The sequence below is a fragment of the Burkholderia sp. Ax-1724 genome, assembly GCF_011752995.1.
Lineage (GTDB): Bacteria > Pseudomonadota > Gammaproteobacteria > Burkholderiales > Burkholderiaceae > Paraburkholderia.
Window position 1 is genome coordinate 103363 of the sequence record NZ_VWWL01000018.1, and the last position, 22678, is coordinate 126040.

The following is a 22678-nucleotide window of genomic DNA, read 5'->3' on the forward strand; positions in this document are numbered from 1 at the left end:
TACGGACAAACCCTGAGTTATCAAGGGCTTCGCATGGTTTTTGGCACTCGGCCCTTGTAAATGGCGACTCCATTCGAGCAAACTAGCGGCGGTAGAAGCGACGTGAAGGAAAAATCCAACTCAGAAGTGGGGCGTGTGATGCGAGACAAAGAAGAGGAACGCGTCGATGGCAGCCGCCGTAACTGGCTGGTAGCGACGACCGTAGCAGGCGGCATAGGAGGTGTTGCCGTTGTTGTACCCTTTGTTAGTTCGTTTGCACCATCCGAAAAGGCCAAGGCAGCGGGTGCCCCGGTCGAAGTCGATTTCAGCAGTCTCAAGCCCGGCGACATGATGACGGTCGCCTGGCGCGGCAAGCCGGTGTGGGTCATCAACCGCACGGACCGCATGCTCGCCGACGTCCAGAAAGCGGACAACATGGTGGCGGACCCTCACTCGCTGAATCCGTTCTCGATGCCGCTGCCGGACTACTGCAACAACGAATTCCGTTCGCGCGCCGAGAACAAGCATCTGCTCGTCGCCGTCGCCGTGTGCACGCATCTGGGCTGCACGCCGACGCCGCGCTTCCAGGAGGGCCCGCAGCCCAATCTCCCCGACGACTGGCCAGGCGGCTTTCTGTGCCCGTGCCACGGCTCGACCTACGACATGGCCGGCCGCGTCTTCAAGAACAAACCCGCCCCGCAGAACCTCGACATCCCGCGTTTCATGTTCACGTCGGCGACGTCCCTTGTGATCGGGAAGGACGAAAAAGGAGAAGCGTAATGGCGAGCGAACACGAAGTAGAGACGACCGGGCTGGCTGGTTGGATCGACCAGCGCTTCCCGATGACTTCCACCTGGAAGAAGCACGTTTCCGAGTACTACGCGCCGAAGAACTTCAACTTCTGGTACTTCTTCGGTTCGCTTGCGTTGCTGGTGCTGGTCAACCAGATCGTCACCGGCATCTTCCTCACGATGAATTACAAGCCCGACGCGACGCTCGCGTTTTCGTCGGTCGAGTACATCATGCGCGAGGTGCCGTGGGGCTGGCTGATCCGCTACATGCACTCGACGGGCGCGTCGATGTTCTTCGTCGTCGTGTACCTGCACATGTTCCGCGGGCTCATGTACGGCTCGTACCGCAAGCCGCGCGAGCTCGTGTGGATTTTCGGCTGCATGATCTTCCTGTGCCTGATGGCCGAGGCGTTCTTCGGCTACCTGCTGCCGTGGGGCCAGATGTCGTTCTGGGGCGCGCAGGTGATCGTGAACCTGTTCTCGGCGATTCCGTTCATTGGGCCGGATCTGTCGCTGTGGATTCGCGGCGACTATGTCGTCTCCGACGTCACGCTGAACCGCTTCTTCGCGTTTCATGTGATCGCGATTCCGCTCGTGCTGGTCGGCCTCGTGATCGCGCACCTCGTGGCGCTGCACGAGGTCGGCTCGAACAACCCGGACGGCATCGAGATCAAGGCGAAGAAGGGCCCGGACGGCGTGCCGCTCGACGGCATTCCGTTCCACCCGTACTACTCGGTGCACGACTTCATGGGCGTGACGGTTTTCCTGCTGATCTTCGCGGCGATCATTTTCTTCGCGCCGGAAATGGGCGGGTACTTCCTCGAAGCGAACAACTTCATTCCCGCGAATCCGCTGCAAACGCCGCCGGAAATTGCCCCGGTGTGGTACTTCACGGCCTTTTACGCGATGCTGCGCGCCACCACGGACCCGTTCAAGATCGTGCTGATGATCGTGATCGGTCTGCTCGGCCTGCTCGCGCTCGTGCGCGCGCGCGGCAAGTGGAAGCTCGGTCTGCCGGTGCTCGCGGTGCTCGTGATTCTCGCGATGGCGTTCACCGAGTCGAAGTTCTGGGGCGTGGTGGTGATGGGCAGCGCGGTGATTTCGCTGTTCTTCCTGCCGTGGCTCGACCAGTCGCCGGTCAAGTCGATCCGCTACCGGCCGTTTTTTCACAAGGTGTTCTACGGCATCTTCGTGATCGCGTTCCTGACGCTGGGCTTCCTCGGCACGCGGCCGCCGTCGCCGGTCTCGACGCTGATCGCCCAGGTCTGCGCGCTGATCTACTTCGCGTTTTTCCTCGGCATGCCGTTCTGGACGCGGCTTGGCAAGTTCAAGCAGCCGCCGGAGCGGGTGCGGTTCAAGCCTCACTAATCGCGAGCCAGGAGAACACGAAGATGAAAAAACTGCTTTCGATGTGCGCGCTGATCGGCGCGACGCTGTTTGCGCTGCTGGCCGCGCCGGCCCACGCGGACGAGAATTTCCCGCTCGACCGCGCGCCGGACAACACGAACAATTTCGCTTCTTTGCAGCGCGGCGCGCAATTGTTTGTAAACTACTGCCTGAATTGCCACAGCGCGAACCTGATGCGCTACAACCGCCTGACCGATCTCGGCATTACGCCGGCTGAAATTCAGGCGAACCTGCTGTTCACCACCGACAAGGTCGGCAACACGATGACGGTGGCGATGCGCCCGGACGACGCGAAAGCGTGGTTCGGCGCGACGCCGCCGGATCTGTCGGTGGAGGCGCGGGCGCGCGGCAAGGACTGGCTGTACACGTATCTGCGCAGCTTCTATCGCGACGATACGCGGCCGACCGGCTGGAACAATCTGGTGTATGAAAACGTGAGCATGCCTCACGTGCTATGGCAGCTTCAGGGGCAGCGCGCGGCGAAATTCGGCGATGAAACCGACGAAAAAACCGGCGAAACGGTACACAAGTTCCTCGGCTTCCAGCAACTGACTCCGGGGACGATGTCGCCGGTAGATTATGATTCTGCTGTGGCCGACCTCGTGTCGTACCTGTCATGGATGTCCGAACCGACGCAGCAAACCCGCAAGCAGCTTGGCGTGTGGGTGCTGCTGTTCCTCGGTATCCTGAGCTTTTTCGCCTGGCGACTGAACGCCGCGTACTGGAAACATATCAAATAATCACGCCGCTACACGGCGTGGGGCCGGCGCCAGGAAAAACCTGCTGAGCGGTTTTTCCGTGCGCTGGCCCTTCAGCTTTTTGAGGAAACGTAAATATGATGGTTCTGTATTCCGGCACTACTTGCCCGTTCTCCCAGCGTTGCCGGCTGGTGCTGTTCGAAAAGGGCATGGACTTCGAGATCCGCGACGTCGACCTGTTCAACAAGCCGGAAGACATCGCCGTGATGAATCCGTATGGTCAAGTGCCGATTCTCGTCGAACGGGACCTGATTCTGTACGAATCGAACATCATCAACGAGTATATCGACGAGCGCTTCCCGCACCCGCAACTGATGCCGGCCGACCCGGTGCAGCGCGCGCGCGCCCGCCTGTTCCTGCTCAACTTCGAAAAGGAGCTGTTCGTCCACGTCGGCACGCTCGAAAACGAGAAGGGCAAGGCGGCCGAGAAGAATCACGAGAAGGCGCGCCTCGCGATTCGCGATCGCCTGACGCAGCTCGCGCCGATCTTCCTGAAGAACAAGTACATGCTGGGCGAAGAGTTCTCGATGCTCGACGTGGCGATCGCGCCGCTGCTGTGGCGTCTCGATCACTACGGCATCGAGCTGTCGAAGAACGCTGCGCCGCTGATGAAGTACGCCGAGCGCATTTTCAGCCGCCCGGCTTATATCGAAGCGCTGACGCCGTCGGAAAAGGTGATGCGCCGTTGAGTTTGGCTTTGGAGCGCGGGCGCGCATCGTTCCGATGCGCGCCCGCGCCCGCAAGAGGACTGTTGATGCAAGAGATTTCCACGAAGCCTTATCTGCTGCGCGCGCTTTACGAGTGGTGCACGGATAACGGCTACACGCCGCACATCGCGGTGCGGGTCGACAATCAGACGCGTGTGCCGCGTCAGTTCGTGCGTGACAACGAGATCGTGCTGAACATCAGCTTCGAGGCGACGAGCCAGCTGCAGATGGGCAACGAGTGGATCGAGTTCAACGCGCGCTTCTCGGGCAAGTCGCACAAGATCGAGGTGCCGGTCGCCAACATTCTCGCGATCTACGCGCGCGAAAACGGCCAGGGCATGGCATTTCCGGTCGAATCGGCGGGGGGCGAGGCGCAGGATTCGGGCGCGGACGCCGCGGACGAACCCGAAGTGCCCGCCGCGCCGCGCGCGGTCGAAACGGCGCCGGCCGATCTGGATGCCAGCACTGACAACGCCGCGGACAAGCCGCAACCGGACGACGACGGGTCGAAAGGCGGCGGCAGGGCTCGCCTTAAGATCGTGAAATGAAGTAGAATCACGGCCTCATGCCGGCTTAGCTCATCAGGTAGAGCGCTTGACTTGTAATCATGAGGTGGCGGGTTCGAGTCCTGCAGCCGGCACCAAATTTTAGTCCTGGGAGTTCCGAGGACATCCTGAAACCCGTTACGCCGTAAGGCTTAGCGGGTTTTTTTGTTCTATAGTGGTTTGGTGGTTTCCGGGTGAATCCGGGGGCACTTGGGGGCATTTGTTGGTGAGATACCAACGAATTTGGACACCTCGCAGAAAAAATGCCCCCATGCACTGTAAGGTGACGCCATGCCGCTGACCAACATTGCTATTCGCAAAGCGTTGCCTCGGGAGAAGCTGTACCGGCTTACCGATGGCGAGGGGATGTACCTGGAAGTTGCTCCAAACGGTTCGAAATATTGGCGGCTGAAGTACCGCTTTGCCGGAAAGGAGAAGCGACTCGCGCTTGGGATCTATCCATACGTATCGTTAGCGGATGCACGGGAGCGGCGATATGAGGCGCGGAAGGCGCTTGCAGCGGGGTTCGACCCTGGGGAGGTGAAGAAGGCCGAAAAGCCTGCTGCGCGGATGGCCGCGGCCAATTCGTTTGCAGTAGCGACCCAGGGCTGGCTGGATGAGCGCAAGCCTTATGTCACAGCAGGGTCTTGGGAGAAGACCAAGGCTCGCTTCGAGAAAGACGTTTTTCCTTGGCTTGGTAAACGGCCGGTCAGCGAGATCGATGCGCCCGAGATTCTGTCTGTGCTGAGGCGGATCGACAGCCGTGGAGCACGATTTACGGCCCATAAGGTTCGCAGCGAGATTAGCCGTGTATTCCGCTATGGGGTCAAAGAGGGCTACTGCAAAGACGATCCAGCCGGGAACCTGGTCAAAGCGATTCCGCCGGCGCAAACCATTCACTTTGCTTCTATCACCGAGCCGGAAAAGGTCGGGGCGATGCTGCGGGCGTTCGACGGCTTTGCAGGGACGTTTCCGGTTCTCTGCGCACTCAAGCTGGCACCTATGCTGTTTACCCGCCCGGGAGAGCTACGCAAGGCTGAGTGGACACAAATCGATCTGGACAAGGCGGAATGGCGGTACCTCGTTACGAAGACTCAGACGGAGCATCTGGTGCCTTTGGCGACTCAGACTGTTCAGATTCTTCGGGAGCTTTACGCGTTGACCGGTGGCGGTCGTTACGTTTTTCCCGGCGCGCGTTCCGCGCAACGGCCGATGAGCGACGCAGCGATTAATGCGGCACTGCGCCGGTTGGGTTACGACACGCGCACGGAAATCACCGGCCACGGTTTCCGCGCGATGGCCCGCACGATTCTGCACGAGGAACTTGAACAGAAGCCGGAGGTGATTGAGCATCAGCTCGCTCATGCGGTTCCCGACACGCTCGGGAAAGCGTGCAACCGTACGAAATTTCTCAAGGAGCGGCGGGCGATGATGCAACGGTGGGCCGATTACCTGGATGATCTCAAGTCTCAGGAGCGTGTCGGCTAGGCTTGGGAAATCGTCGTTCGTCAATTGGTGCCCAAAACCGGCGCTTGCCTATCATGCCTTACCTTGTTTTCTCGTTGTTTTTGCGGCTCAGAGTTAATCCCGTTCAACGGGTGTACGCGCGCTATGCAATAAAAGTTAACGCCCGTGTAAATGCGATGCGAAGCATGTGCGACATCGTGACAACAAGGGTGCAAATAGCGTGTGCACGGTTGTTGAGTCGAAGTGAATAAAACGAAGCAACGCGAAACTACTTGGCGCAAAAAGGGAGTGCACTCGGCGCAAGCAGCGATAACAGTCTGCGCAGAAAAACGAGATACCGTGAGCAGACGGGTGCGCTAGCGTCGCGAAAAAGGTGCGCTGTGTGTGCGCAGACTTGGCGGCTCGTGCGAAAGTGGTCGCCGGTTGCTAGCAGGCGTCCATCTTGCAACGCCGCTGGAACTTGAACCCTAGCGGTATGATAAAGTATGAACAGGTGTCTAATCGGGAGTCTCCCATGTCTACCACCCTGGAGCGCCTGACGGTAACCATGCCGCCAGAGATGGCAAGCGCCATCAAGCAGGCTGTCGAAGACGGTGAGTACGCATCGACCAGCGAGGTTGTGCGTGAAGCGTTGCGAGAGTGGAAAACCCGGCGTCAACTGATGCTAAGCGAACTGGCCGATCTCAAGGCCGAGATCGATCGAGGTCTGGCGGACGTTGCTGCTGGCCGCGTAAAGAAGTTCGATCCTGAGAGCGTTATTGCCCGAGGGAGGCAGCTATTAGCCGAACGCTCCAGCTAACCGATCGCGCCGAACTCGATCTGGCGGAAATTTGGTCGTACATTGCGGAAGAGGCATCGGAGGCTACGGCCGACCGGTTTGTCGCCGGCCTCTACGAGGCTTGTCAGCAGCTATTACTTTTTCCGTTAGGCTGCCCGGAACGAAGGCAGCTCGCAGCAGATCTGCGAGTGCTATTTCACTCGTCCTACGCTGTTTATTATCGCCCGGCCGATCAGGCGGTGACGATTATCCGGGTGTTGCACGGCGCCCGCGATCTGGGGGCGATAGCAGATCAAGGTGGGTTCGATCACTGAGGTATGTCAGGGCCATCCCGGACTCTTGGGTTCTGGTGCTCCCAGAATCGGGTCGGACACGGGAACCAGTGGATCAAGCCCTTGAGATGTCGGAGCAAACTGAAGTTTAATGACGTAACGGTCGGCGAGCGGTCGCTTGCCGGCCAGAAGCGGACCTTCAACACGAAGCGCTTACTTAGCGAAGTGCTGCTGTCACAGCCTCGTCGATCTGCAGCGCAAAGCGCGCTTCAATGTCGGGAACCGGACAACCGATTGACAGTTCCAGATACGCGTCGCCCAGCACCAACTGAACGAATGTCGCGGCTCGTACGACAGCAATCGATTCGTCAAATCGCTTGCGCAGAATTTGGGCGGCAATAGCACGCACGACCTTCGCCCCATTTTCGTAAAACACCTGGCCAAGCTCCGGAAGGCGCTCGGCCTCGGCAACAATGGTTCGGTAAAGCCGCAGATTATCCGGAGTGATAAGGCTGTGTGCTAGCGACCATCCCAACTCGCGCAACTCGACTTCCAGCGCACCATCGGATTGCTCGCGCCGAGAATTGGCAAGCAGCTCGCCTACCTCGGTGCACATCGAAAGCACCAGCCCAACGAACAACGCCTCCTTCGACCCGAAGTGCCGATAGACAGTCTGTTTGGCCACGCCGGCGGCAGAAGCAACATCGTCCATCGTTGCCAGACTGAAACTCTGACGTAGAAAAACGGTTTTCGCACCGTCAAGGATTGCGGATCGCTTGCGGCGTTGCAGCGGGCTCAAGCCAGAAAGTGAAATAGCGTTCATCCCCAATAAATAACAGATCGCCGAATAGTTGACAAGACTGGTTAGTCTCGTTTATCGTTTGCGAAAACGAGACTGTATGGTCTCGTTTGTGACTATTCAACTACGCAGGATATGTTGGGAGAACGCTTTGAAACTATTCATCACAGGTGGCACGGGCTACATCGGGCAAGCGGTCGCCCGCAAGGCAATCGGCCGTGGCCATCACGTAACGGCGCTGGTGCGTCAAGACACATCGGCGGCGGCCAGCGCGCTGGCGCGTCTTGGCGTGAAACTGCACCCAGGTGACCTGCGCGAGCCGCAGTCTTTTGCCGCAGCAGCCGGTGCCGCCGATGGCGTGGTGCACACCGCGTCGACCAATGATGCGTCTGCTGCCGCTACCGATGAGGTCTCAGTCGTAGCAATGCTTTCGCATTTGCGCCCGGGTTCAGTGTTTGTCTATACGTCTGGTATCTGGGTCTACGGCAATACGAACGGGAAACTCGCGACTGAAGCATCGGCTCTCAGTCCGACACCACTCGTGGCCTGGCGGCCCGTGGTGGAACAACGGGTGCAGGCGCTAGCGGCAAACCGTTCAATTGCCGCAGTGATTCTCAGACCGGCGATGGTCCACGGCTACGGTGGCGGCGTCTTCGGCATGCTGGCTGGTATGGCCCAACAGATCGGTGGTGTGAAGATCATCGGCGACAGTCGTAATAGTTGGCCTGCCGTCCATGTCGACGATCTCGCCATCGCTTACCTGCTTGCGCTGGAGCAAGCGGCAAACGGGAACGGCCAAGTCACGGGACAGATCTTCAATGTGACCGCGGAAGAAGCTGTCGCGGTTACCGAAATAGGCGAAGCAATTCGTGCTTCGGTCGGCGCCGATCGCATCGAGCTCTGGCCGCTCGACGACGCCCGCCAATCACTTGGTGCATTTGCCGACGCCTTGGCGCTCGATCAAACGGTAAGTGGTCAGCTCGCGCGGCGAATTCTTGCATGGGAACCCCAAGGCCCCGGCCTGATTGCAGACCTCTCCATGCAAACATATTTTCAGCAAAGCAGTGGAGCGTAACGATGATCTGGAGCAGTGTATCTGTCGAATCAATTCTCGCAACGATCGTGGCGGCCTTGTTCGCGATTGCAGGGGTGGTCAATCTCGCAGGACTCGGCGCGGTGAAGCAAGACTTCGCACGCTGGGGTTACCCGGCATGGCTGCGTTTGCTCTGTGGTGCTCTCGAACTACTCAGTGCGGCATTTCTTCTTGGACAACAAACCAGGGTCTTGGGTCTGGCGGTGGCCGCCGCGATCTTGATCGCAGCGCTCTTCACGCTGCTGCGGAACCGGGAGCCATTCCGGCATCTCGCGCCGGCACTGGTCTTTTCGGCTTTGGTGGCGGCCAATTTTGCTATCCGCTGTTGAAGTTTTCGTGCCGTCGGGCGAGTAAGCCAGGATGTTATTCGGCCAAATCAATGACCGTTTTGGGTCGCCTTCAGCCATAGACGGCATTGGTGCAATCGTGCGACCGTTTGGATGGTAGGACTCAAGTCGATAGTCGAACCAAAGTTGCAGTTCAAAGTGGGGGCATTTTTCGGGGCATTCAATCTTACAATTAGCCTACCTATCTCTTTATTGCTGACCGTATAAGGTCCATTCGAGTCCTGCAGCCGCACCAAGTTGCGTTACCCGCATTACCCTGAAAACCCCGCGAGATACTGTCTCCCGGGGTTTTTCTTTTGCCGCCGCGCTCAATCAAAGCTCCCTTGAATCGACTCGACTTCGCCGCCGCCCATTCTCAGCGTCGAGTCGAGCCCGGCACGTCATCCAGTGCGCGGCGGTCGAGACAACAATCGAATCAACATTCCGCACCTGTCTGACGGCGGTGGCGCGTCCAATCGCATCATCGGGACAGAAACTCGCGGATCGCATCGGCGATTTCGCTCGCGTGCGTTTCGAGCGCGAAGTGACCGGTGTCGAAGAATCGCACCACCGCGTCCGGAATATCGCGCCGGAACGCCTCGGCACCCGCCGGCAGGAAGAACGGATCGTGCTTGCCCCACACCGCCAGCAACGGCGGCCGATGGGTACGGAAATAGTCCTGAAACGCAGGGTATAACGCGACGTTGTTGCGATAGTCGCGGAACAGGTCGAGCTGGACCTCGTCCGCGCCGGGGCGGCTCAGGTAGAAGCTGTCGAGCGAATAGCCGTCCGGAGACACGCACGCCGTATCCGGCACGCCATGCGTGTATTGCCAGACGGTCGCTTCATGCGCGAGCAGCGCGCGCAGTGCCTCGCGATTGGCCGGCGACGCGTCCTTCCAGTACGAGCGAATCGGATTCCAGCCGTCGCTGAGTCCTTCTTCGTAAGCGTTGCCGTTCTGCGAAATGATCGCGGTGATCCGCTCGGGATGCCTGAGCGCGAGCCGGAAGCCGGTTGGTGCGCCGTAGTCGAATACGTACACGGCAAAGCGGTCGAAGCCGACGACCTCGGTGAAACGTTCGATCACCTCGGCGATGTGGTCGAACGTATAGGCGAAGGTGTCGCGCGCCGGCATGTCCGACTGTCCGAATCCGGGCAGATCGGGCGCGACGATATGGAAACGGTCGGCGAGCTTCGGAATCAGGTCGCGAAACATATGGCTCGAACTCGGAAAACCATGCAGCAGCAATAGCTTTGGAGCGTGCCGGGCTCCGGCTTCACGATAGAACACCTTGAAACCGTCGACGTTGGCGTGGCGATAGCGGATAGCGGTCATGACTTCTCTCCATGCGGACAGTGGGACACAGCGTGGCGGATCGGAACAGGCTGAACACGATTCGAGGCAGGGCTCGTTCTCCGAACGGAAGAAACGTCTGTCTGCCACATCAACATGCAGCACCAAAGTAACCTGTTAAATTTGTTTTTAGAGGTTACTAGTCGGGTGTGTAACTTGTCAAGGCGATTTTTAGTGGTTACGATGGTAGACATCGAAACTACCTGTCTTCACGCGAGAGATGGACTACCGTCAGATTCCTGCGATGTTCGTGGCCGACGCGCCGGGCCTCGATTTCCTGAACTCGGTCGCGACTCCTGGGGATGAGGAAGTCGACTGGATCAGCGACGGCGAAGGGCTGCTGGCCTGGCTCGAGCAGGCGCGAATGATGCCGCCCGAGGCGCAGGCGGCATTGCGCGCGCAATTCGCATCGCACGAATTCGATGTGGTCGCCGGGCAGGCGCGAGCGTTACGCGAGTGGTTCAGGCGCTTCGTCAGCGAGAACAAAGGGCGGCCGCTGGCTGCCGCCGATCTCGTCGGGCTCGAGCCCTTGAATCAGCTTCTCGGGCGGGACGAGCGATATGGCGAAGTCGTGCCCGGCGTAGATGCCGCGTTGGAATTTCGCGAGAGCCGCCGCTGGAAATCGCCCGAATCTTTGTTGATGCCGATTGCGCAGGCATTGGCGCAGCTCGTGTGCAACGAGGATTTCACGCAGGTGAAAGCGTGCGAAGGTCCTCGTTGCACACTGCTGTTTGTCGATCACACACGCGGACATGCCCGGCGGTGGTGCAGCATGGCGGTTTGCGGCAATCGTGCGAAAGTTGCCGCACATCGGAAGCGGTTCAGGAAGCCGGACGGCGAAGGCGGCGATTGAAGCTGCGCCGGCGGGCTGGCTGAAGTTGGCCGTGATGTCGCGCGATGCGTTGAGTTGAGCGGAGTCGAGCCGTTCGACGCTTCGTGCCACCGGCCGCGTTTCTCGCGCGCTGAATTTCGGCGGTATCTGCAACCCCGTAGAACCCAATGGTTTACGGGGTTTTTGTTGCGCGTCCCGCGCTTCTCGGGAGCTCGCCCTCATCACGCTAACTTTTGTTCATAGTTATCGTATGTCTTACATCATAATGTGTGGTGTACTCACGCACATAGCCCAATTTCATCATAAAACGAAAAATTTACCGACAGAAATAAGCAAATTCGCTGCCTTTCCTATTCAGGTAAACCTCGATTATTTGTATGTCGTCTTACAAGATAGGATTGAAATATTCGCGTTCGCAGGCGCTGCGGCACGCGTCGGGCACACCATATAAGTGACAGGAGACTAGAGCTTCATGACAAAAAAAGTAGACGCATCATGCAACGACGCGCTGCAGGAGCGCCCGCAATCGCCGGCTCGCCGCAGCTTTCTCGCGTTCGCCGGCGCCACGGCCGGGGCCGGGCTGATTGCCGGCTTGCCCGGCTGCGGCAGTTCCGACTCGCCTTCCGCCAGCAACGGCGGCAGCACCACGCCGCCCGCCACCACCCCGCCGCCGACCGCGGCAGCCGATCCGATCTGGGGGCCGAGCGGCGAAGCCACGGCGATCATCAACAAGCTCGCCAACATCACACCGTCGATGTTCGCGTCGACCGATTTTCAGGTGACGAGCTACGGCGCGCAGCCGCTGCCCGCGGCGGCCCTGATCCTGTCGACCGCGTGGCCGGGCGGCCCGATTCCCTGGGTGACCGGCGGCTCGGAGCAGACCGCGCATCCGACGAGCGACCTGCAAAGCCCCGGCTCGAACATCATGGTGCCGTGCGACTACACAGACTCGGCCTACGATGCGTGCTCCGCGTTCAACGCCGCGATCCGCGCCGCGAACCAGGCCGGCGGCGGCCGCGTGGTCGTGCCGGCCGGCAACTGGTATTGCGGCGGCCCGATCGTGCTGCTGAGCAACGTGAATTTCCACCTCACCGCGGGCTGCACGATCTATTTCAGCCCGAACCCGGCCGATTACGCGAAGAACGGCCCGTATCCGACCGCAAACGGCAATCTGTACTGGACGCGCTGGCAGGCCAACGACTGCCTGAACTTCGGCTCGCCGATCTACGCGTATCAGCAGAAGAACATCGCCGTGACCGCCGACGACAACAGCTGCGTGCTCAACGGCCAGGCCATGACGCCGATCCAGCTCAGCACCCAGCCGCCGACCTCGTGCTGGTGGACGTTCAAGGGATCGAGCAGCACCTACGGCTGCACCAGCTCGACCACGACGACGCAGGCCTACGCGAATCCGAACAACGTCGCGCTGACGAGCCTGCCCTCGTCGCAGATCACGAATCCGAAGGCCAACGTGTCGTTCACGAACCAGGACGGCACCACCACGACGCTGATGACGCTGCTCACCGGCACCGGCTGGAATCAGGATCAGAACTATCTGCCCGCGCTGTCCGAGCTCGGCGTGCCGGTGCTGAACCGCGTGTTCGGCAACGGCCACTATCTGCGTCCGTGCATGATCGAGTTCATCGGCTGCACCAACGTGCTGCTGCAGAACTACCACACGCAGAACACGCCGTTCTGGCAGCACCATCCGACCGCCTGCTCGAACGTCGTGATCGACGGCGTGTTCGCCGACAGCGTCGGCCCGAACAACGACGGCTTCGATCCGGACGCGTGCAACACCGTGCTCGTGCAGAACGTCCAGTTCAATACCGGCGACGACTGCATCGCGATCAAGTCCGGCAAGTGCCTCGACACCGAGTACGGTCCGATGCAGAACATCGTGGTCCAGAACTGCACGATGCAAAGCGGCCACGGCGGTCTCACGATCGGCAGCGAAATGAGCGCGGGCGTGGAAAACGTCTACGCGCGCAATCTGACGATGCAGAACGAGAACTGGGCCAGCAATCCGCTGAACATCGCGCTGCGCTTCAAGACCAACATGAACCGCGGCGGCTTCATCAACAACGTGTGGATCAACGGCGTGACGCTGCCCAACGGCGTGAACCTCGCGGGCAAGTTCGGCGGCGGCGCGCTCGGCTCGGCTTTCCCGGGTTCGGTGCCGGGCACGGGCACGGTCGGCTTCGCGGCGAACCCGTCGACGGGGCAGGGCGGCCTCATCACGTTCGACTGCGACTACAGCGCGTCGGGCGATGCGGTGCGCTGGAATCCGGCGACGATCAACAACGTCAACATCTCGAACGTGACCGCGACCGACGTGTCGGGCAGCGTGACGTACGCGATGACGTCGGGCTTCACCGCCGGCGCGAATTCGTGCTTCCAGGCGATCGTCGCGCAGGGTCCGGTGGCCGCCGACTACAACGGTCCGCTGCCGGTGCCGACCGTCACGCCGATCACAGGCGTGACGATCACGAACTGCAACCTCGGTACGCCGGTGTGCGTCGGACCGGCATCGTCGACGGTGCCGGGACCGGTTTTCGTCGCCAACACGAACGGCATCACGCTGAACAACGTGGTGATCGCGGGTACGGCCTACAACTCGGTGCTGACCGGTTGATGCGGCTCGGCACCGGCGGGCGGGGCCCGCTGGTGCCTGATTTCGCGTGGCTGGCTCGAACCATGAGAAAAAAGAACGCCGTCGATGTTTTGACGGAATTTTTTGTTTTTCTGAGAAAATATGCAATGAAATATCGTGATAAATGAGAATTTTATGGTGACTTCGCATGAGCGGAGAGCATTCCATGCCACTTCGAAATAGAGATATCTCTTTCACCTTGTCGATTGTGGACTTTTTAGTCTATTTTCCGTGCTAACCGCACTACGGAACTCACCTTAACCTCTGCACCGGTACGCCCCGTACACCTCGCTCCACCGGTCCACGCACCACCGGTACGGTACTATTCGGGCGTCGCCCGGTATGGCCCGCGGACGTTCCGGCTCGCAGCAGCGGGCAACGGCTCCGGCGACGCACCATCGACCCCACCCGATCTCATGACCAGCGCCGCAACTCCCGCAACCATCACCTGGCCCGAAGCCGACGGCCCGCGCACCGCGCGTTGGCGTTCCGAGGCGGCCGTGCCGCCGCCGAAGCGCGTCGTCGTCGCCGATGACCGCACCACCGCCGACTCGGCCTACCGGCTTGCTTGCGAAGGCACGGCCCTGCTGTGGCGCGGCGACTTCCAGAACGCGCGCCAATTGCTGCAAGCCGTCACGCGCCGGCTCGAACGCAAGCCGCGCAAGCAGGGCGCGACGCCGCTCGATGCGTTCAATCTGCATCGGCAGGCACAGTCGCAACGCGCACGCACGCTCGGCATGATCCTGATTCCGCTCGACGCCGATTACGGCATTTCGCTGCGCCGCGCGCCGGACGTGCGGCAGGCGTGCGAGGAAGCCTACGGGCCAGCCGTTGATGAAGCCTCGGTCGTGTCACTGCGCGAACTGCTCGGTCTGATCGGCGCGCACGAATGGCGCAAGAAGGGCGTGGAGATTCCCGCGCTCGGCGAGCGCATCCATCCGCACTACGGCGTGTTTTCACCGGTGCGCGGCGAATACGTGGATCTCGTCGCGCGCGCGCCGCTGCCCGCGCTCGACAAAGCCTTCGACATCGGCACTGGCACGGGCGTGCTGGCCGCGCTGCTCGCCAAACGCGGCGTGCAGAAAATCGTCGCGACCGATCAGGACCCGCGCGCGCTCGCGTGCGCGAGCGAAAACCTCGCGCGTCTCGGTTACGCGCAGCAGGTCGAGATCGTGCAGACGGATCTGTTTCCGCAAGGGCAGGTACCGCTCGTCGTCTGCAATCCGCCGTGGGTGCCGGCGCGGCCCGCATCGCCGCTCGAATACGCGGTCTACGATCCGGACAGCCGCATGCTGCTCGGTTTCCTCAACGGTCTCGCGGATCATCTGTCGCCGGGCGGCGAAGGCTGGCTGATCATTTCCGATTTCGCCGAGTATCTCGGTCTGCGCTCGCGCGAATGGCTGTTGGCCGCCATCGACAACGCGGGGCTCAGCGTCGCGGGGCGCGAGGATATTCGTCCGCGGCATCCGAAGGCGAGCGACAGGAACGATCCGCTCCATGCGGCACGGGCGGCCGAGGTGACTTCGTTGTGGCGGCTTAAGGTGCGGTGAAGGAAAACGGCGTGAGGGGCGCTGTATCCTTGCCACTCGATTTGCCACTTGATTTGCGCCCCGGTCCGCACCCCAATCACAATCCGCGCCTCACACCGAAGCCGCGCGCGCTTCCAGGTACGCGCACGCGCCCCGACCCGCCACGAGCCCGCTCGCGAAGCACGCCGTCAGCAGATATCCGCCGGTCGGCGCTTCCCAGTCGAGCATTTCGCCGGCGCAGAACGCGCCGGGCATCTGCCCGATCATCAGATTGCCGTCGAGCGCTTCGAACGGAATGCCGCCGGCGGTGCTGATCGCTTCCTCGATCGGCCGCGTCCGTACGAGCCGTACCGGCAGCGCCTTGATCGCCTGCGCGAGAGCGGTGGCGTCGGTGAAGGCTTCCTTTGGCAGAATTTCGTGCAGCAGCGCCAGTTTGACCCCGCCAATCCCGATCCGGCCATGCAGATGGCTCGCAATCGAACGCGAGCCGCGCGGTCGCGTCACTTCCGCGACGACTCGCTCGAGAGGCAAGCCTGGCGCGAGATCCAGTGAAATCGTGACGTCGCCGTCGGCCAGAATCCGCTCGCGGATCGGCGCCGACAACGCGTAAATCAGGCTCCCTTCGAGGCCCGTTTCAGTCAGAAGTGCTTCACCTTGTCGATTGTGGACTTTTTTGTCTAAATCGGTGAGTGTGATCGCGATGGGCTTGAGCGGCTGACCCGCGAAACGCTCGCGCAGATAAGGGCTCCAGTCCGCGTCGAAGCCGCAGTTCGCGGGGCGCAGCGGCGTCACCGGTATGTCGCGCGTGGCCATCAGCGGCACCCATGCGGCGTCGGAGCCGAGGCGCGGCCAGCTCGCGCCACCGAGCGCGAACACCACGGCGTCGCAGCTGACGGTCTGTTCGCCGCCCAGTGTGTCGAACCGAAGCGTGTGAGCCGCGGCGTCGCCGGGAGTCGCGGCCCAACCGCTCCATTGATGACGCATATGAAACTGCACACCCGCTTCGCGTAGCCGATGCAGCCACGCGCGCAGCATCGGCGCGGCCTTCATGTCGGACGGGAAGACTCGCCCCGAACTGCCGACGAACGTCTCGACGCCCAGGTCGTGCAGCCACGCGCGCAGCGCATCGGGGCCGAACGCGTCGAGGAGCGGCTCGATCTGCGCGCGGCGTGCGCCGTAGCGTCCAAGAAACGGTTCGAGCGGTTCCGAATGCGTGATGTTCATGCCGCCTTTGCCCGCCATCAGAAACTTGCGGCCGACCGACGGCATCGCGTCATACACGTGGACTTGCACGCCGCGCCGGGCAAGCGTCTCGGCGGCCATCAGGCCGGCGGGGCCGCCGCCGATCACGGCGACGCAGGGGGAATCGAGCGAGGATGGCATGCGGTTCTGCGGATAAGCGGGGCTGGCAGCGCCGGGTTCGCGGAACGAGCGGACCGCAGCGCGAAGGGCGTCATTGTCACATCGCACGCAGCAGGGAGCAAACGCGGCCGGGTACCGATACCGGCACAGACACGACGTTCGGCGCGGTGCGGATGGGCCGGAAAATACTGGATTCCGTCGCCCCCGGCGTTGCTGTGCATGGCGTTCGCCGCATCGCTGCCGACCCTCGCGACCTATACTTTTCAAACACCTTCCATCGGACGCCGTTCGCGTCATTCCCCCGCCGATCACCGCGTTGATCCCCTCGCTTTGCTGCGCCGTGTCGCCCGCCGTTGCCATGCGCGGCAGCGTCATCGCGTCAGATGGCAGCCGACGCGCTTCGCGCGTTCAATCGATGGAAGGGCCGATCGTCTCTATCAAGGAGATTGCCATGAGCCGCCAATACATCGACTGTCGCGAGTTTCCGAGCGAAATGCATTGCACCGTTGCGTTGTCCGCCGACAGCGAGAGCGAATTGCTCGAAGCTGCCGTCCAGCACGCGGTCTCGGTTCACAAACATGCGGATTCGCCGGAACTGCGCACGCAGCTCAAAACGCTATTTCATGAGGGAACGCCGCCGCTCGAAGCGCCGCAGGCGTGAATGGAAGGCCGCGTCGCGAGCGACTCAAAAGAGCAGAGGCCTTGCATCGCGAGCGGCGTCCAGCCGCTCGCGCATTGTCATGGCGGATCGTCGTGAATGGGAGTTCATTACGCAATGCCAGGCATCCGGCGATTCGCGCCGCGCTCCCGAACTGCTAGCCGGGGTAGGCTTCGTCCACTTTCAGCCCGGCGAGCTTGAAGATGACGCGCAGCGTTTGCGGCTTGATGTCGCGCCGCGACGCCAGCGTAGTCATCACGAAGTCGAGTACTTTCGCGTACTTGAGCATCGTGAGGCACGTTTCGAGATCGACGCTGCCGTCGCGCATGATTTCCGCGAGCCGCAGCATTTCGGTGGAGATGTCTCGCGCCATCTCCAGTTCGAGCTGCTGTTTCTCCGACCAGGCTGGCGTCGTGGTGAGCTTTGCCAGCATTTCCTGAAACTTCTGTTCAACGTTGCCGTTGGGTACCGTATCCATTGCTGCCTCATCTATCGTCCGAGCACACGTCCGGTTGCGATCCGGGCGTGCCGCTGGTTACGTAACGTTCGGTCCGTGTTCCGGGACCGTCCTCCCCACATGCTTTCGGTTCGCGTGTCCGGCGTTGCGCCTGCAGCGTCCTGTTTCTGGCGACACGGCTTGGACCCGGGAGCCCGGCCGGCGCATAAGCTGTCTTCAGGCCATTCCCGCGACGCCTCCGCGCGTCGCTTTCCGAGCAGGAAGTGTTCCAGGTTGATGGCATGCCTTGCATGATTCGTACGGCTTCCTCGCGGGGAGCGTCGCACTTTGGGTAAACTGGCAGCAACTTTTCTCTTTTTCCGTCATCTGTCGCACGTTCGCGTTGTAATTGATGCCGGCTTACACGATGTCAGGTAAATCTCACGAAATCCGTCCTAACCAGTCCGTCGAGCTCCTGAAGGAACTCCATATCCTCACGCGCGACGGCAAGATGAATCAGGACAGCCGCCGCAAGCTGAAGCAGGTCTACCACCTGTTTCAGTTCATCGAGCCGCTGCTCAAAGACCTCAAGAGCGCACAAGACGGCCTGACCCTCGTCGATCACGGCGCGGGCAAGTCCTACCTCGGTTTTATTCTGTACGACCTTTTTTTCAAGGAGTTTCAGGACACCGCAGGTGGGGCTTCGCACATTTACGGCATCGAAACGCGCGAAGAACTCGTTACGAAGTCCGAAGAGTTGGCCGCGCGGCTCGGCTTCAAGGGGATGTCGTTCCTGAATCTGTCGGTGGCGGAGTCGATCACGTCGACGCGTCTGCCCGCGCAGGTCGACATCGTGACGGCGCTGCATGCGTGCAATACCGCGACCGATGATGCGATCCGCTTCGCGCTCGAAAAGCACGCGAAGTACATCGTCGTCGTGCCGTGTTGTCAGGCTGAAGTGGCCGGCGTGTTGCGGCAGAACAAGGGACGGTCGCTGAAGAACGCGTTGACGGAAATCTGGCGGCATCCGCTGCATACGCGCGAATTCGGCAGCCAGATCACCAATGTGCTGCGCTGTCTGCAACTCGAGGCGCACGGGTATCAGGTCAGCGTGACCGAGCTGGTCGGCTGGGAACACTCGATGAAAAACGAGCTGATCGTCGCGCACTACAAGGATCTGCCGCGGCGCCGGCCGGCCGAACGGCTGACCGAGGTGATGGACACGCTCGGGCTCGAGGCGTTGAAAGAGCGGTTCTTTCTGCCGGCTTGAAGTCTTTGCTTGACGTCTCTTTGAGTTCGTCGGTTTGGTGGGCAGGCGGTTTGGCGCGCGGCGTGAATAGCCGTTAGCGTGGCGCGCTTTACCGCTTTACCGCTTCACCGTTTCATCAACGCATTCCAGCCCGAGAGACCGATGCGCCGCAGCGTGTCCTGATTGCGCTCGTAGATCTCTTCCGCCTCGGGGAACGCTGCCACGGCCCGATCGATGCTGTCTTCGCGCAGCAGATGCAGGATCGGATAGGGCGCCCGGTTCGTGTAATTCTCGATGTCGTCGGGCTCGCTGTCTTCGAACTGGTAATGCGGATGAAAGCTCGCGATCTGGATGATCCCTTCGAGCCGCAACTGTTTGATGAGCCGGTCCGCGAAGTAGAGGCCATCGTTGAAGTCGAGGAAATCGCCGAGTGCGCGCGGCAGGATCAGCAGCGTGGTGTCGACGGCATTCGGATCGGCATCGACGAGTGCCTGAAGCTCGGCTTCGAGATCGGCCAGCACCGCTTCCATGTCTTCGGCGTCGCTGACCGCGTAGCGAATCTGTCCTTTCACATGCACGGCCTTGGCGAACGGACACAGGTTGAGTCCGATCACGGCCTCGGTCAGCCAGTGGCGGGTCGCGGCGATAACGGTGTCGTGAGATTCGGCGGGCAACGGCATGGGATGAGCGAGGCGGGTAAAAGCGCCATTTTAGCGGCGGGGATCGGCGCCAACTCAACGCGCTTGCGGCCCACCGCACGCCGCGGCGATCAACTGCGCGGCAACCTTCGGCGCGGCCAGAATCGGCCCGCATCCTGGCCCGTACGTCTGACTCGCCGCATACACGCCCTCGATCAGCAAGCCGAGCGCATTCGCGAGCGCGGCCGGATCGTCCGCGCCGGCCGCCGTCGACAGGTCGAGCAGACGCGCCATCAGACGCTCCTTGTTGCGGAACACGAACTGCCGCGCAGGATGCCCGGTATCCGCGAATTCCACCGAGACGTTCACGAACGGACAGCCGCGATAGTTCTCGATGGATGCGCGCACCGAGAGATCGTCGAAATACTGCTGAAGCTGCTTTGCCGGTTCGCCCGGATGTTTGGCGAAGCTTTTTTCCACGTAGCCGAAGAACTGCTCGTCCTTCTGTTCGAGATACGCCATCACGAGCTCGTCTTTCGACGAAAACTGCCGGTACAGACTCATCTTGTTCACGCCGGCATGCTCGACCACCGCATCGACGCCGACCGTGCGTACGCCTTCGCGATAGAACAGTTCGCTCGCGGCGCGCAACAGATTGCGCTGCGCCTGCGGCCCGGCCGTCGGCACGCCGCGCGCGCGCCGTGCCGGAGAAGGCTTGGGAGTTTCGCTATCGGACATGGATGGATACCTGCTGAAATTGACGCCTTGACATGTTACCGATCGGTAACTAAGATCGCAACACTATTGTGACCGCTCTGTCACAAGTTCCTTTGCCGAAGCCGTAACGATACGCGCGGCGCTGCTGCACGGCGCGCGTCGACTGGAGAACCGATGAACTGGGCTGCGAGACTGATAGGCGGGCGTTTCCACTACGGGTGGCTGACCGTCGCCGTGGTGTTTCTGGTGCTGCTCGCCGCGGCGGGCACGCGCGCCACGCCGAGCGTGATGATGGTGCCGCTCGAACACCAATTCGGCTGGAGCCGCGCGACGATTTCGCTGGCGATCTCCGTGAACATTGCGCTGTACGGCCTGATGGGGCCGTTCGCGGCGGCCGCGATGCAGCGCTTCGGCGTGCGTCCCACGCTGCTGACCGCGCTCGCCACGATGGCGGCGGGCGTGGCGCTGTCGTCGCTGATGGCGCACCCGTGGCAGATGGTGCTGATCTGGGGCGTGATGGTCGGTGGCTCGACCGGCGTGGCGGCGCTATCGTTGTCGGCGACCGTCGTGACGCGCTGGTTCACGACGCGCCGCGGTCTCGTGATGGGTATCCTGACGGCCAGTTCGGCCACGGGCCAGCTCGTGTTCCTGCCGATGCTCGCGGCGATCGCCGAGCACTACGGCTGGCGCCAGGTCGTGTGGGTCGTGGCGCTCGCGGCCGGCATCGTGATTCCGCTCGTCGCGTTCCTGCTGCCCGAGCATCCGGAAGACATGAAACTGCGCCCGTACGGCGAGCCGCACGATGCGCCGCTCGCCAAGACCGTCACGAAGCAGAATCCGCTGGCGATCGCATTCGGCACGCTCGCGTCGGCGAGCCGGACGCGCGATTTCTGGCTGCTGTTCTTCAGCTTTTTTATTTGCGGCGCGAGCACCAATGGCTATGTCGGCACCCATCTGATCGCGATGTGCGGAGACTACGGCATGACCGAGGTGCAGGGCGCGTCGCTGCTCGCTGCGATGGGCGTGTTCGATCTGTTCGGCACGACGCTGTCGGGCTGGCTGTCGGACCGTTTCAATAGCCGCGTGCTGCTGTTCTGGTACTACGGCCTGCGCGGTTTGTCGCTGATGTATCTGCCGCACGCGTTCGGTATCGACTTTTTCGGTTTGCCGCTGTTCGCGGTGTTCTACGGCCTCGACTGGATTGCCACGGTGCCGCCTACCGTGCGTCTTGCCACCGACGTCTACGGCAAGGAATCGGCGCCGATCGTGTTTGGCTGGGTGGTGGCGGGCCACCAGCTCGGTGCTGCGTTTGCGGCGCTCGGCGCAGGCATGCTGCGCGCGAGCCTCGGCACCTACACTGTGGCGTCGATGATCTCGGGCGGCTTGTGCCTCGTCGCCGCGGTGATCGTGCTGCGTATCAACCGGCCGGCCAAGGTGCCGACGCCGCAGGCGGTCTAACGCTGTTTGCCCAGTGTGATGGCGTCGTAAAACACGCAGCAGCGGATGGCCCCGCAACGGGGCCGTCCGCTTTTTGCGGCTAGCGCGCATACGACCGTCCCGCCCGGTGGAGCGTGTGCCGAAAGCCCGTTATCCTATGTGGCCCCGGGCAGCCGCCCGGCGATCATGGATTTCCACCGAGAGAAGCGCATGACCAACAAACCCGCCTCTACTGAAGTTGCCATTCACGAGCTGATTGCAGGCCGCTGGAGCCCGCGCGCGTATTCGAGCGAGCCGGTGAGCCGCGAGCAGCTGCGCGCCGTGCTCGAAGCGGCGCGCTGGGCGCCGTCTTCGTACAACGCGCAGCCTTGGCGTTTTCTCGTCTTCGATCGCAGCGTCGACGAAGTTGCATTCAAGAAGGCTTTTGCCACGCTGGTACCGTTCAACCAGGGCTGGAATGCGCCTGTGCCGGTGCTGATCGTGGTGACCACGCACACGCTCACCAACAAGGGTGAGGTGAATCGCTGCGCGCAATACGATGCGGGCGCGGCGGCCATGTCGCTGGTGTTGCAGGCTCATGCGCTGGGGCTGGCCGCGCATCAGATGAGCGGTTTCGACGTGAACGCATTCCGCACGGCCTTCGAGTTGCCGAGCGACGTCGAGCCGATCGCGGTCATTTCGCTGGGCCATTATGGTGACGTCGAGAAACTGGACCCGGTGCTGCGCGAACGCGAGAAGGCGGCGCGCCAGCGTGCGCCGTTCGCGGACATCGCGTATGGCGGTGGGTGGAAGAAGGTTTTTTGAGAGGCTGATTCTCGGCACTTGCCGTGAGTGGCTATAAAAAACGCGCGGCATTGTTCGCGCGTTTTTTTTCGTGGGGTTATGCGGGGC

General features: G+C 61.6%; 22 protein-coding genes and 1 tRNA gene. 17 read left to right on the forward strand and 6 right to left on the reverse strand.

Features of this window, described 5'->3' with window-relative positions; all coding sequences use genetic code 11:
* Positions 1-138 precede the first annotated feature (138 nt).
* From petA to F3J19_RS21490, 8 genes are all read left to right on the forward strand, one after another.
* Positions 139-759 (forward strand): ubiquinol-cytochrome c reductase iron-sulfur subunit, encoded by a 621-nt coding sequence (petA, locus tag F3J19_RS21455; RefSeq protein WP_167045869.1) that lies wholly within the window; start codon positions 139-141, stop codon positions 757-759.
* Complete coding sequence (locus F3J19_RS21460) at positions 759-2138, forward strand: cytochrome bc complex cytochrome b subunit (protein WP_167045632.1); 1380 nt, start codon at positions 759-761, stop codon at positions 2136-2138. The genes petA and F3J19_RS21460 overlap by 1 nt, the downstream gene beginning before the upstream one ends.
* 23 nt (positions 2139-2161) lie before the next feature.
* Entirely contained in the window at positions 2162-2917 is a 756-nt protein-coding gene (locus F3J19_RS21465) for a cytochrome c1 (RefSeq protein ID WP_167045635.1), read from the forward strand.
* A gap of 95 nt (positions 2918-3012) precedes the next feature.
* Complete coding sequence (locus F3J19_RS21470; RefSeq protein WP_006052302.1) at positions 3013-3624, forward strand: glutathione S-transferase N-terminal domain-containing protein; 612 nt, start codon at positions 3013-3015, stop codon at positions 3622-3624.
* Positions 3625-3689: 65 nt separating this feature from the next.
* Positions 3690-4190, forward strand: a complete 501-nt coding sequence (locus F3J19_RS21475) for a ClpXP protease specificity-enhancing factor (protein WP_167045638.1) — start codon at positions 3690-3692, stop codon at positions 4188-4190.
* A 19-nt stretch (positions 4191-4209) separates the two neighbouring features.
* Positions 4210-4285: transfer RNA gene (locus tag F3J19_RS21480), tRNA-Thr, on the forward strand.
* A gap of 193 nt (positions 4286-4478) precedes the next feature.
* On the forward strand, positions 4479-5675 hold the full coding sequence (locus F3J19_RS21485) for an integrase arm-type DNA-binding domain-containing protein (protein ID WP_167045641.1): 1197 nt from the start codon (positions 4479-4481) through the stop codon (positions 5673-5675).
* A 493-nt stretch (positions 5676-6168) separates the two neighbouring features.
* On the forward strand, positions 6169-6453 hold the full coding sequence (locus tag F3J19_RS21490; RefSeq protein ID WP_240159127.1) for a ribbon-helix-helix protein, CopG family: 285 nt from the start codon (positions 6169-6171) through the stop codon (positions 6451-6453).
* Positions 6454-6921: 468 nt separating this feature from the next.
* On the opposite strand, the gene F3J19_RS21500 is transcribed toward F3J19_RS21490, so the two are convergent.
* Positions 6922-7527 carry a TetR/AcrR family transcriptional regulator gene (locus tag F3J19_RS21500; RefSeq protein WP_167045644.1) on the reverse strand — a complete coding sequence of 202 codons (606 nt, stop codon included), beginning with the start codon at positions 7525-7527 and terminating at the stop codon, positions 6922-6924.
* Positions 7528-7654: 127 nt separating this feature from the next.
* On the opposite strand from F3J19_RS21500, the gene F3J19_RS21505 reads away from it, so the two are divergent.
* Positions 7655-8578 (forward strand): NAD-dependent epimerase/dehydratase family protein, encoded by a 924-nt coding sequence (locus F3J19_RS21505; RefSeq protein ID WP_167045647.1) that lies wholly within the window; start codon positions 7655-7657, stop codon positions 8576-8578.
* Between the two features lie 2 nt (positions 8579-8580).
* On the forward strand, positions 8581-8925 hold the full coding sequence (locus F3J19_RS21510) for a DoxX family protein (RefSeq protein WP_167045650.1): 345 nt from the start codon (positions 8581-8583) through the stop codon (positions 8923-8925).
* A 478-nt stretch (positions 8926-9403) separates the two neighbouring features.
* Here F3J19_RS21510 and F3J19_RS21515 read toward each other — a convergent pair whose 3' ends face one another.
* Positions 9404-10258 carry an alpha/beta hydrolase gene (locus F3J19_RS21515; protein WP_167045653.1) on the reverse strand — a complete coding sequence of 285 codons (855 nt, stop codon included), beginning with the start codon at positions 10256-10258 and terminating at the stop codon, positions 9404-9406.
* Between the two features lie 238 nt (positions 10259-10496).
* Between F3J19_RS21515 and F3J19_RS21520 the strand changes: the two genes are divergently transcribed.
* From F3J19_RS21520 to F3J19_RS21530, 3 genes are all read left to right on the forward strand, one after another.
* Positions 10497-11129 carry an ABATE domain-containing protein gene (locus F3J19_RS21520; RefSeq protein WP_167045656.1) on the forward strand — a complete coding sequence of 211 codons (633 nt, stop codon included), beginning with the start codon at positions 10497-10499 and terminating at the stop codon, positions 11127-11129.
* A 451-nt stretch (positions 11130-11580) separates the two neighbouring features.
* Positions 11581-13743 (forward strand): glycoside hydrolase family 28 protein, encoded by a 2163-nt coding sequence (locus F3J19_RS21525; protein WP_167045659.1) that lies wholly within the window; start codon positions 11581-11583, stop codon positions 13741-13743.
* A gap of 434 nt (positions 13744-14177) precedes the next feature.
* Complete coding sequence (locus F3J19_RS21530) at positions 14178-15311, forward strand: class I SAM-dependent methyltransferase (RefSeq protein ID WP_167045662.1); 1134 nt, start codon at positions 14178-14180, stop codon at positions 15309-15311.
* Between the two features lie 90 nt (positions 15312-15401).
* Here F3J19_RS21530 and F3J19_RS21535 read toward each other — a convergent pair whose 3' ends face one another.
* Positions 15402-16673: a TIGR03862 family flavoprotein gene (locus tag F3J19_RS21535; protein ID WP_167045665.1), complete on the reverse strand. Its 1272-nt coding sequence runs from the start codon at positions 16671-16673 to the stop codon at positions 15402-15404.
* Positions 16674-17103: 430 nt separating this feature from the next.
* On the opposite strand from F3J19_RS21535, the gene F3J19_RS21540 reads away from it, so the two are divergent.
* A complete protein-coding gene (locus F3J19_RS21540) occupies positions 17104-17313 on the forward strand; it encodes a DUF1059 domain-containing protein (RefSeq protein WP_167045668.1) in 210 nt (69 codons plus the stop codon).
* Between the two features lie 154 nt (positions 17314-17467).
* Here the strand turns inward: F3J19_RS21540 and F3J19_RS21545 are convergent, their stop codons facing one another.
* Complete coding sequence (locus tag F3J19_RS21545) at positions 17468-17788, reverse strand: DNA-binding protein (RefSeq protein ID WP_167045671.1); 321 nt, start codon at positions 17786-17788, stop codon at positions 17468-17470.
* 385 nt (positions 17789-18173) lie between these two features.
* Here F3J19_RS21545 and F3J19_RS21550 point away from each other — a divergent pair, with 385 nt between their 5' ends.
* Positions 18174-19016 (forward strand): SAM-dependent methyltransferase, encoded by an 843-nt coding sequence (locus tag F3J19_RS21550; RefSeq protein ID WP_167045674.1) that lies wholly within the window; start codon positions 18174-18176, stop codon positions 19014-19016.
* Between the two features lie 104 nt (positions 19017-19120).
* Here F3J19_RS21550 and F3J19_RS21555 read toward each other — a convergent pair whose 3' ends face one another.
* Together F3J19_RS21555 and F3J19_RS21560 are read right to left on the reverse strand one after the other, a co-directional pair.
* Positions 19121-19675, reverse strand: a complete 555-nt coding sequence (locus F3J19_RS21555; protein WP_167045677.1) for a DUF1415 domain-containing protein — start codon at positions 19673-19675, stop codon at positions 19121-19123.
* 54 nt (positions 19676-19729) lie between these two features.
* Positions 19730-20371 (reverse strand): TetR/AcrR family transcriptional regulator, encoded by a 642-nt coding sequence (locus F3J19_RS21560; RefSeq protein WP_167045680.1) that lies wholly within the window; start codon positions 20369-20371, stop codon positions 19730-19732.
* 153 nt (positions 20372-20524) lie between these two features.
* Between F3J19_RS21560 and F3J19_RS21565 the strand changes: the two genes are divergently transcribed.
* Both F3J19_RS21565 and F3J19_RS21570 read left to right on the forward strand, forming a co-directional pair.
* Positions 20525-21808, forward strand: coding sequence for an MFS transporter (locus F3J19_RS21565; RefSeq protein ID WP_167045683.1), 1284 nt, complete (start codon positions 20525-20527; stop codon positions 21806-21808).
* Between the two features lie 189 nt (positions 21809-21997).
* Positions 21998-22591 carry a nitroreductase family protein gene (locus tag F3J19_RS21570; protein ID WP_205193110.1) on the forward strand — a complete coding sequence of 198 codons (594 nt, stop codon included), beginning with the start codon at positions 21998-22000 and terminating at the stop codon, positions 22589-22591.
* The last annotated feature ends 87 nt before the right edge of the window (positions 22592-22678 follow it).

Bases quoted from the DNA above. Each gene is read 5' to 3' on its own strand.
- petA (WP_167045869.1), top strand. From the start codon at position 139: ATGCGAGACAAAGAAGAGGAACGCGTCGATGGCAGCCGCCGTAACTGG.
- F3J19_RS21460 (WP_167045632.1), top strand. From the start codon at position 759: ATGGCGAGCGAACACGAAGTAGAGACGACCGGGCTGGCTGGTTGGATC.
- F3J19_RS21465 (WP_167045635.1), top strand. From the start codon at position 2,162: ATGAAAAAACTGCTTTCGATGTGCGCGCTGATCGGCGCGACGCTGTTT.
- F3J19_RS21470 (WP_006052302.1), top strand. From the start codon at position 3,013: ATGATGGTTCTGTATTCCGGCACTACTTGCCCGTTCTCCCAGCGTTGC.
- F3J19_RS21475 (WP_167045638.1), top strand. From the start codon at position 3,690: ATGCAAGAGATTTCCACGAAGCCTTATCTGCTGCGCGCGCTTTACGAG.
- F3J19_RS21485 (WP_167045641.1), top strand. From the start codon at position 4,479: ATGCCGCTGACCAACATTGCTATTCGCAAAGCGTTGCCTCGGGAGAAG.
- F3J19_RS21490 (WP_240159127.1), top strand. From the start codon at position 6,169: ATGTCTACCACCCTGGAGCGCCTGACGGTAACCATGCCGCCAGAGATG.
- F3J19_RS21500 (WP_167045644.1), bottom strand. From the start codon at position 7,527: ATGAACGCTATTTCACTTTCTGGCTTGAGCCCGCTGCAACGCCGCAAG.
- F3J19_RS21510 (WP_167045650.1), top strand. From the start codon at position 8,581: ATGATCTGGAGCAGTGTATCTGTCGAATCAATTCTCGCAACGATCGTG.
- F3J19_RS21515 (WP_167045653.1), bottom strand. From the start codon at position 10,258: ATGACCGCTATCCGCTATCGCCACGCCAACGTCGACGGTTTCAAGGTG.
- F3J19_RS21520 (WP_167045656.1), top strand. From the start codon at position 10,497: ATGGACTACCGTCAGATTCCTGCGATGTTCGTGGCCGACGCGCCGGGC.
- F3J19_RS21525 (WP_167045659.1), top strand. From the start codon at position 11,581: ATGACAAAAAAAGTAGACGCATCATGCAACGACGCGCTGCAGGAGCGC.
- F3J19_RS21530 (WP_167045662.1), top strand. From the start codon at position 14,178: ATGACCAGCGCCGCAACTCCCGCAACCATCACCTGGCCCGAAGCCGAC.
- F3J19_RS21535 (WP_167045665.1), bottom strand. From the start codon at position 16,673: ATGCCATCCTCGCTCGATTCCCCCTGCGTCGCCGTGATCGGCGGCGGC.
- F3J19_RS21540 (WP_167045668.1), top strand. From the start codon at position 17,104: ATGAGCCGCCAATACATCGACTGTCGCGAGTTTCCGAGCGAAATGCAT.
- F3J19_RS21545 (WP_167045671.1), bottom strand. From the start codon at position 17,788: ATGGATACGGTACCCAACGGCAACGTTGAACAGAAGTTTCAGGAAATG.
- F3J19_RS21550 (WP_167045674.1), top strand. From the start codon at position 18,174: ATGTCAGGTAAATCTCACGAAATCCGTCCTAACCAGTCCGTCGAGCTC.
- F3J19_RS21555 (WP_167045677.1), bottom strand. From the start codon at position 19,675: ATGCCGTTGCCCGCCGAATCTCACGACACCGTTATCGCCGCGACCCGC.
- F3J19_RS21560 (WP_167045680.1), bottom strand. From the start codon at position 20,371: ATGTCCGATAGCGAAACTCCCAAGCCTTCTCCGGCACGGCGCGCGCGC.
- F3J19_RS21565 (WP_167045683.1), top strand. From the start codon at position 20,525: ATGAACTGGGCTGCGAGACTGATAGGCGGGCGTTTCCACTACGGGTGG.
- F3J19_RS21570 (WP_205193110.1), top strand. From the start codon at position 21,998: ATGACCAACAAACCCGCCTCTACTGAAGTTGCCATTCACGAGCTGATT.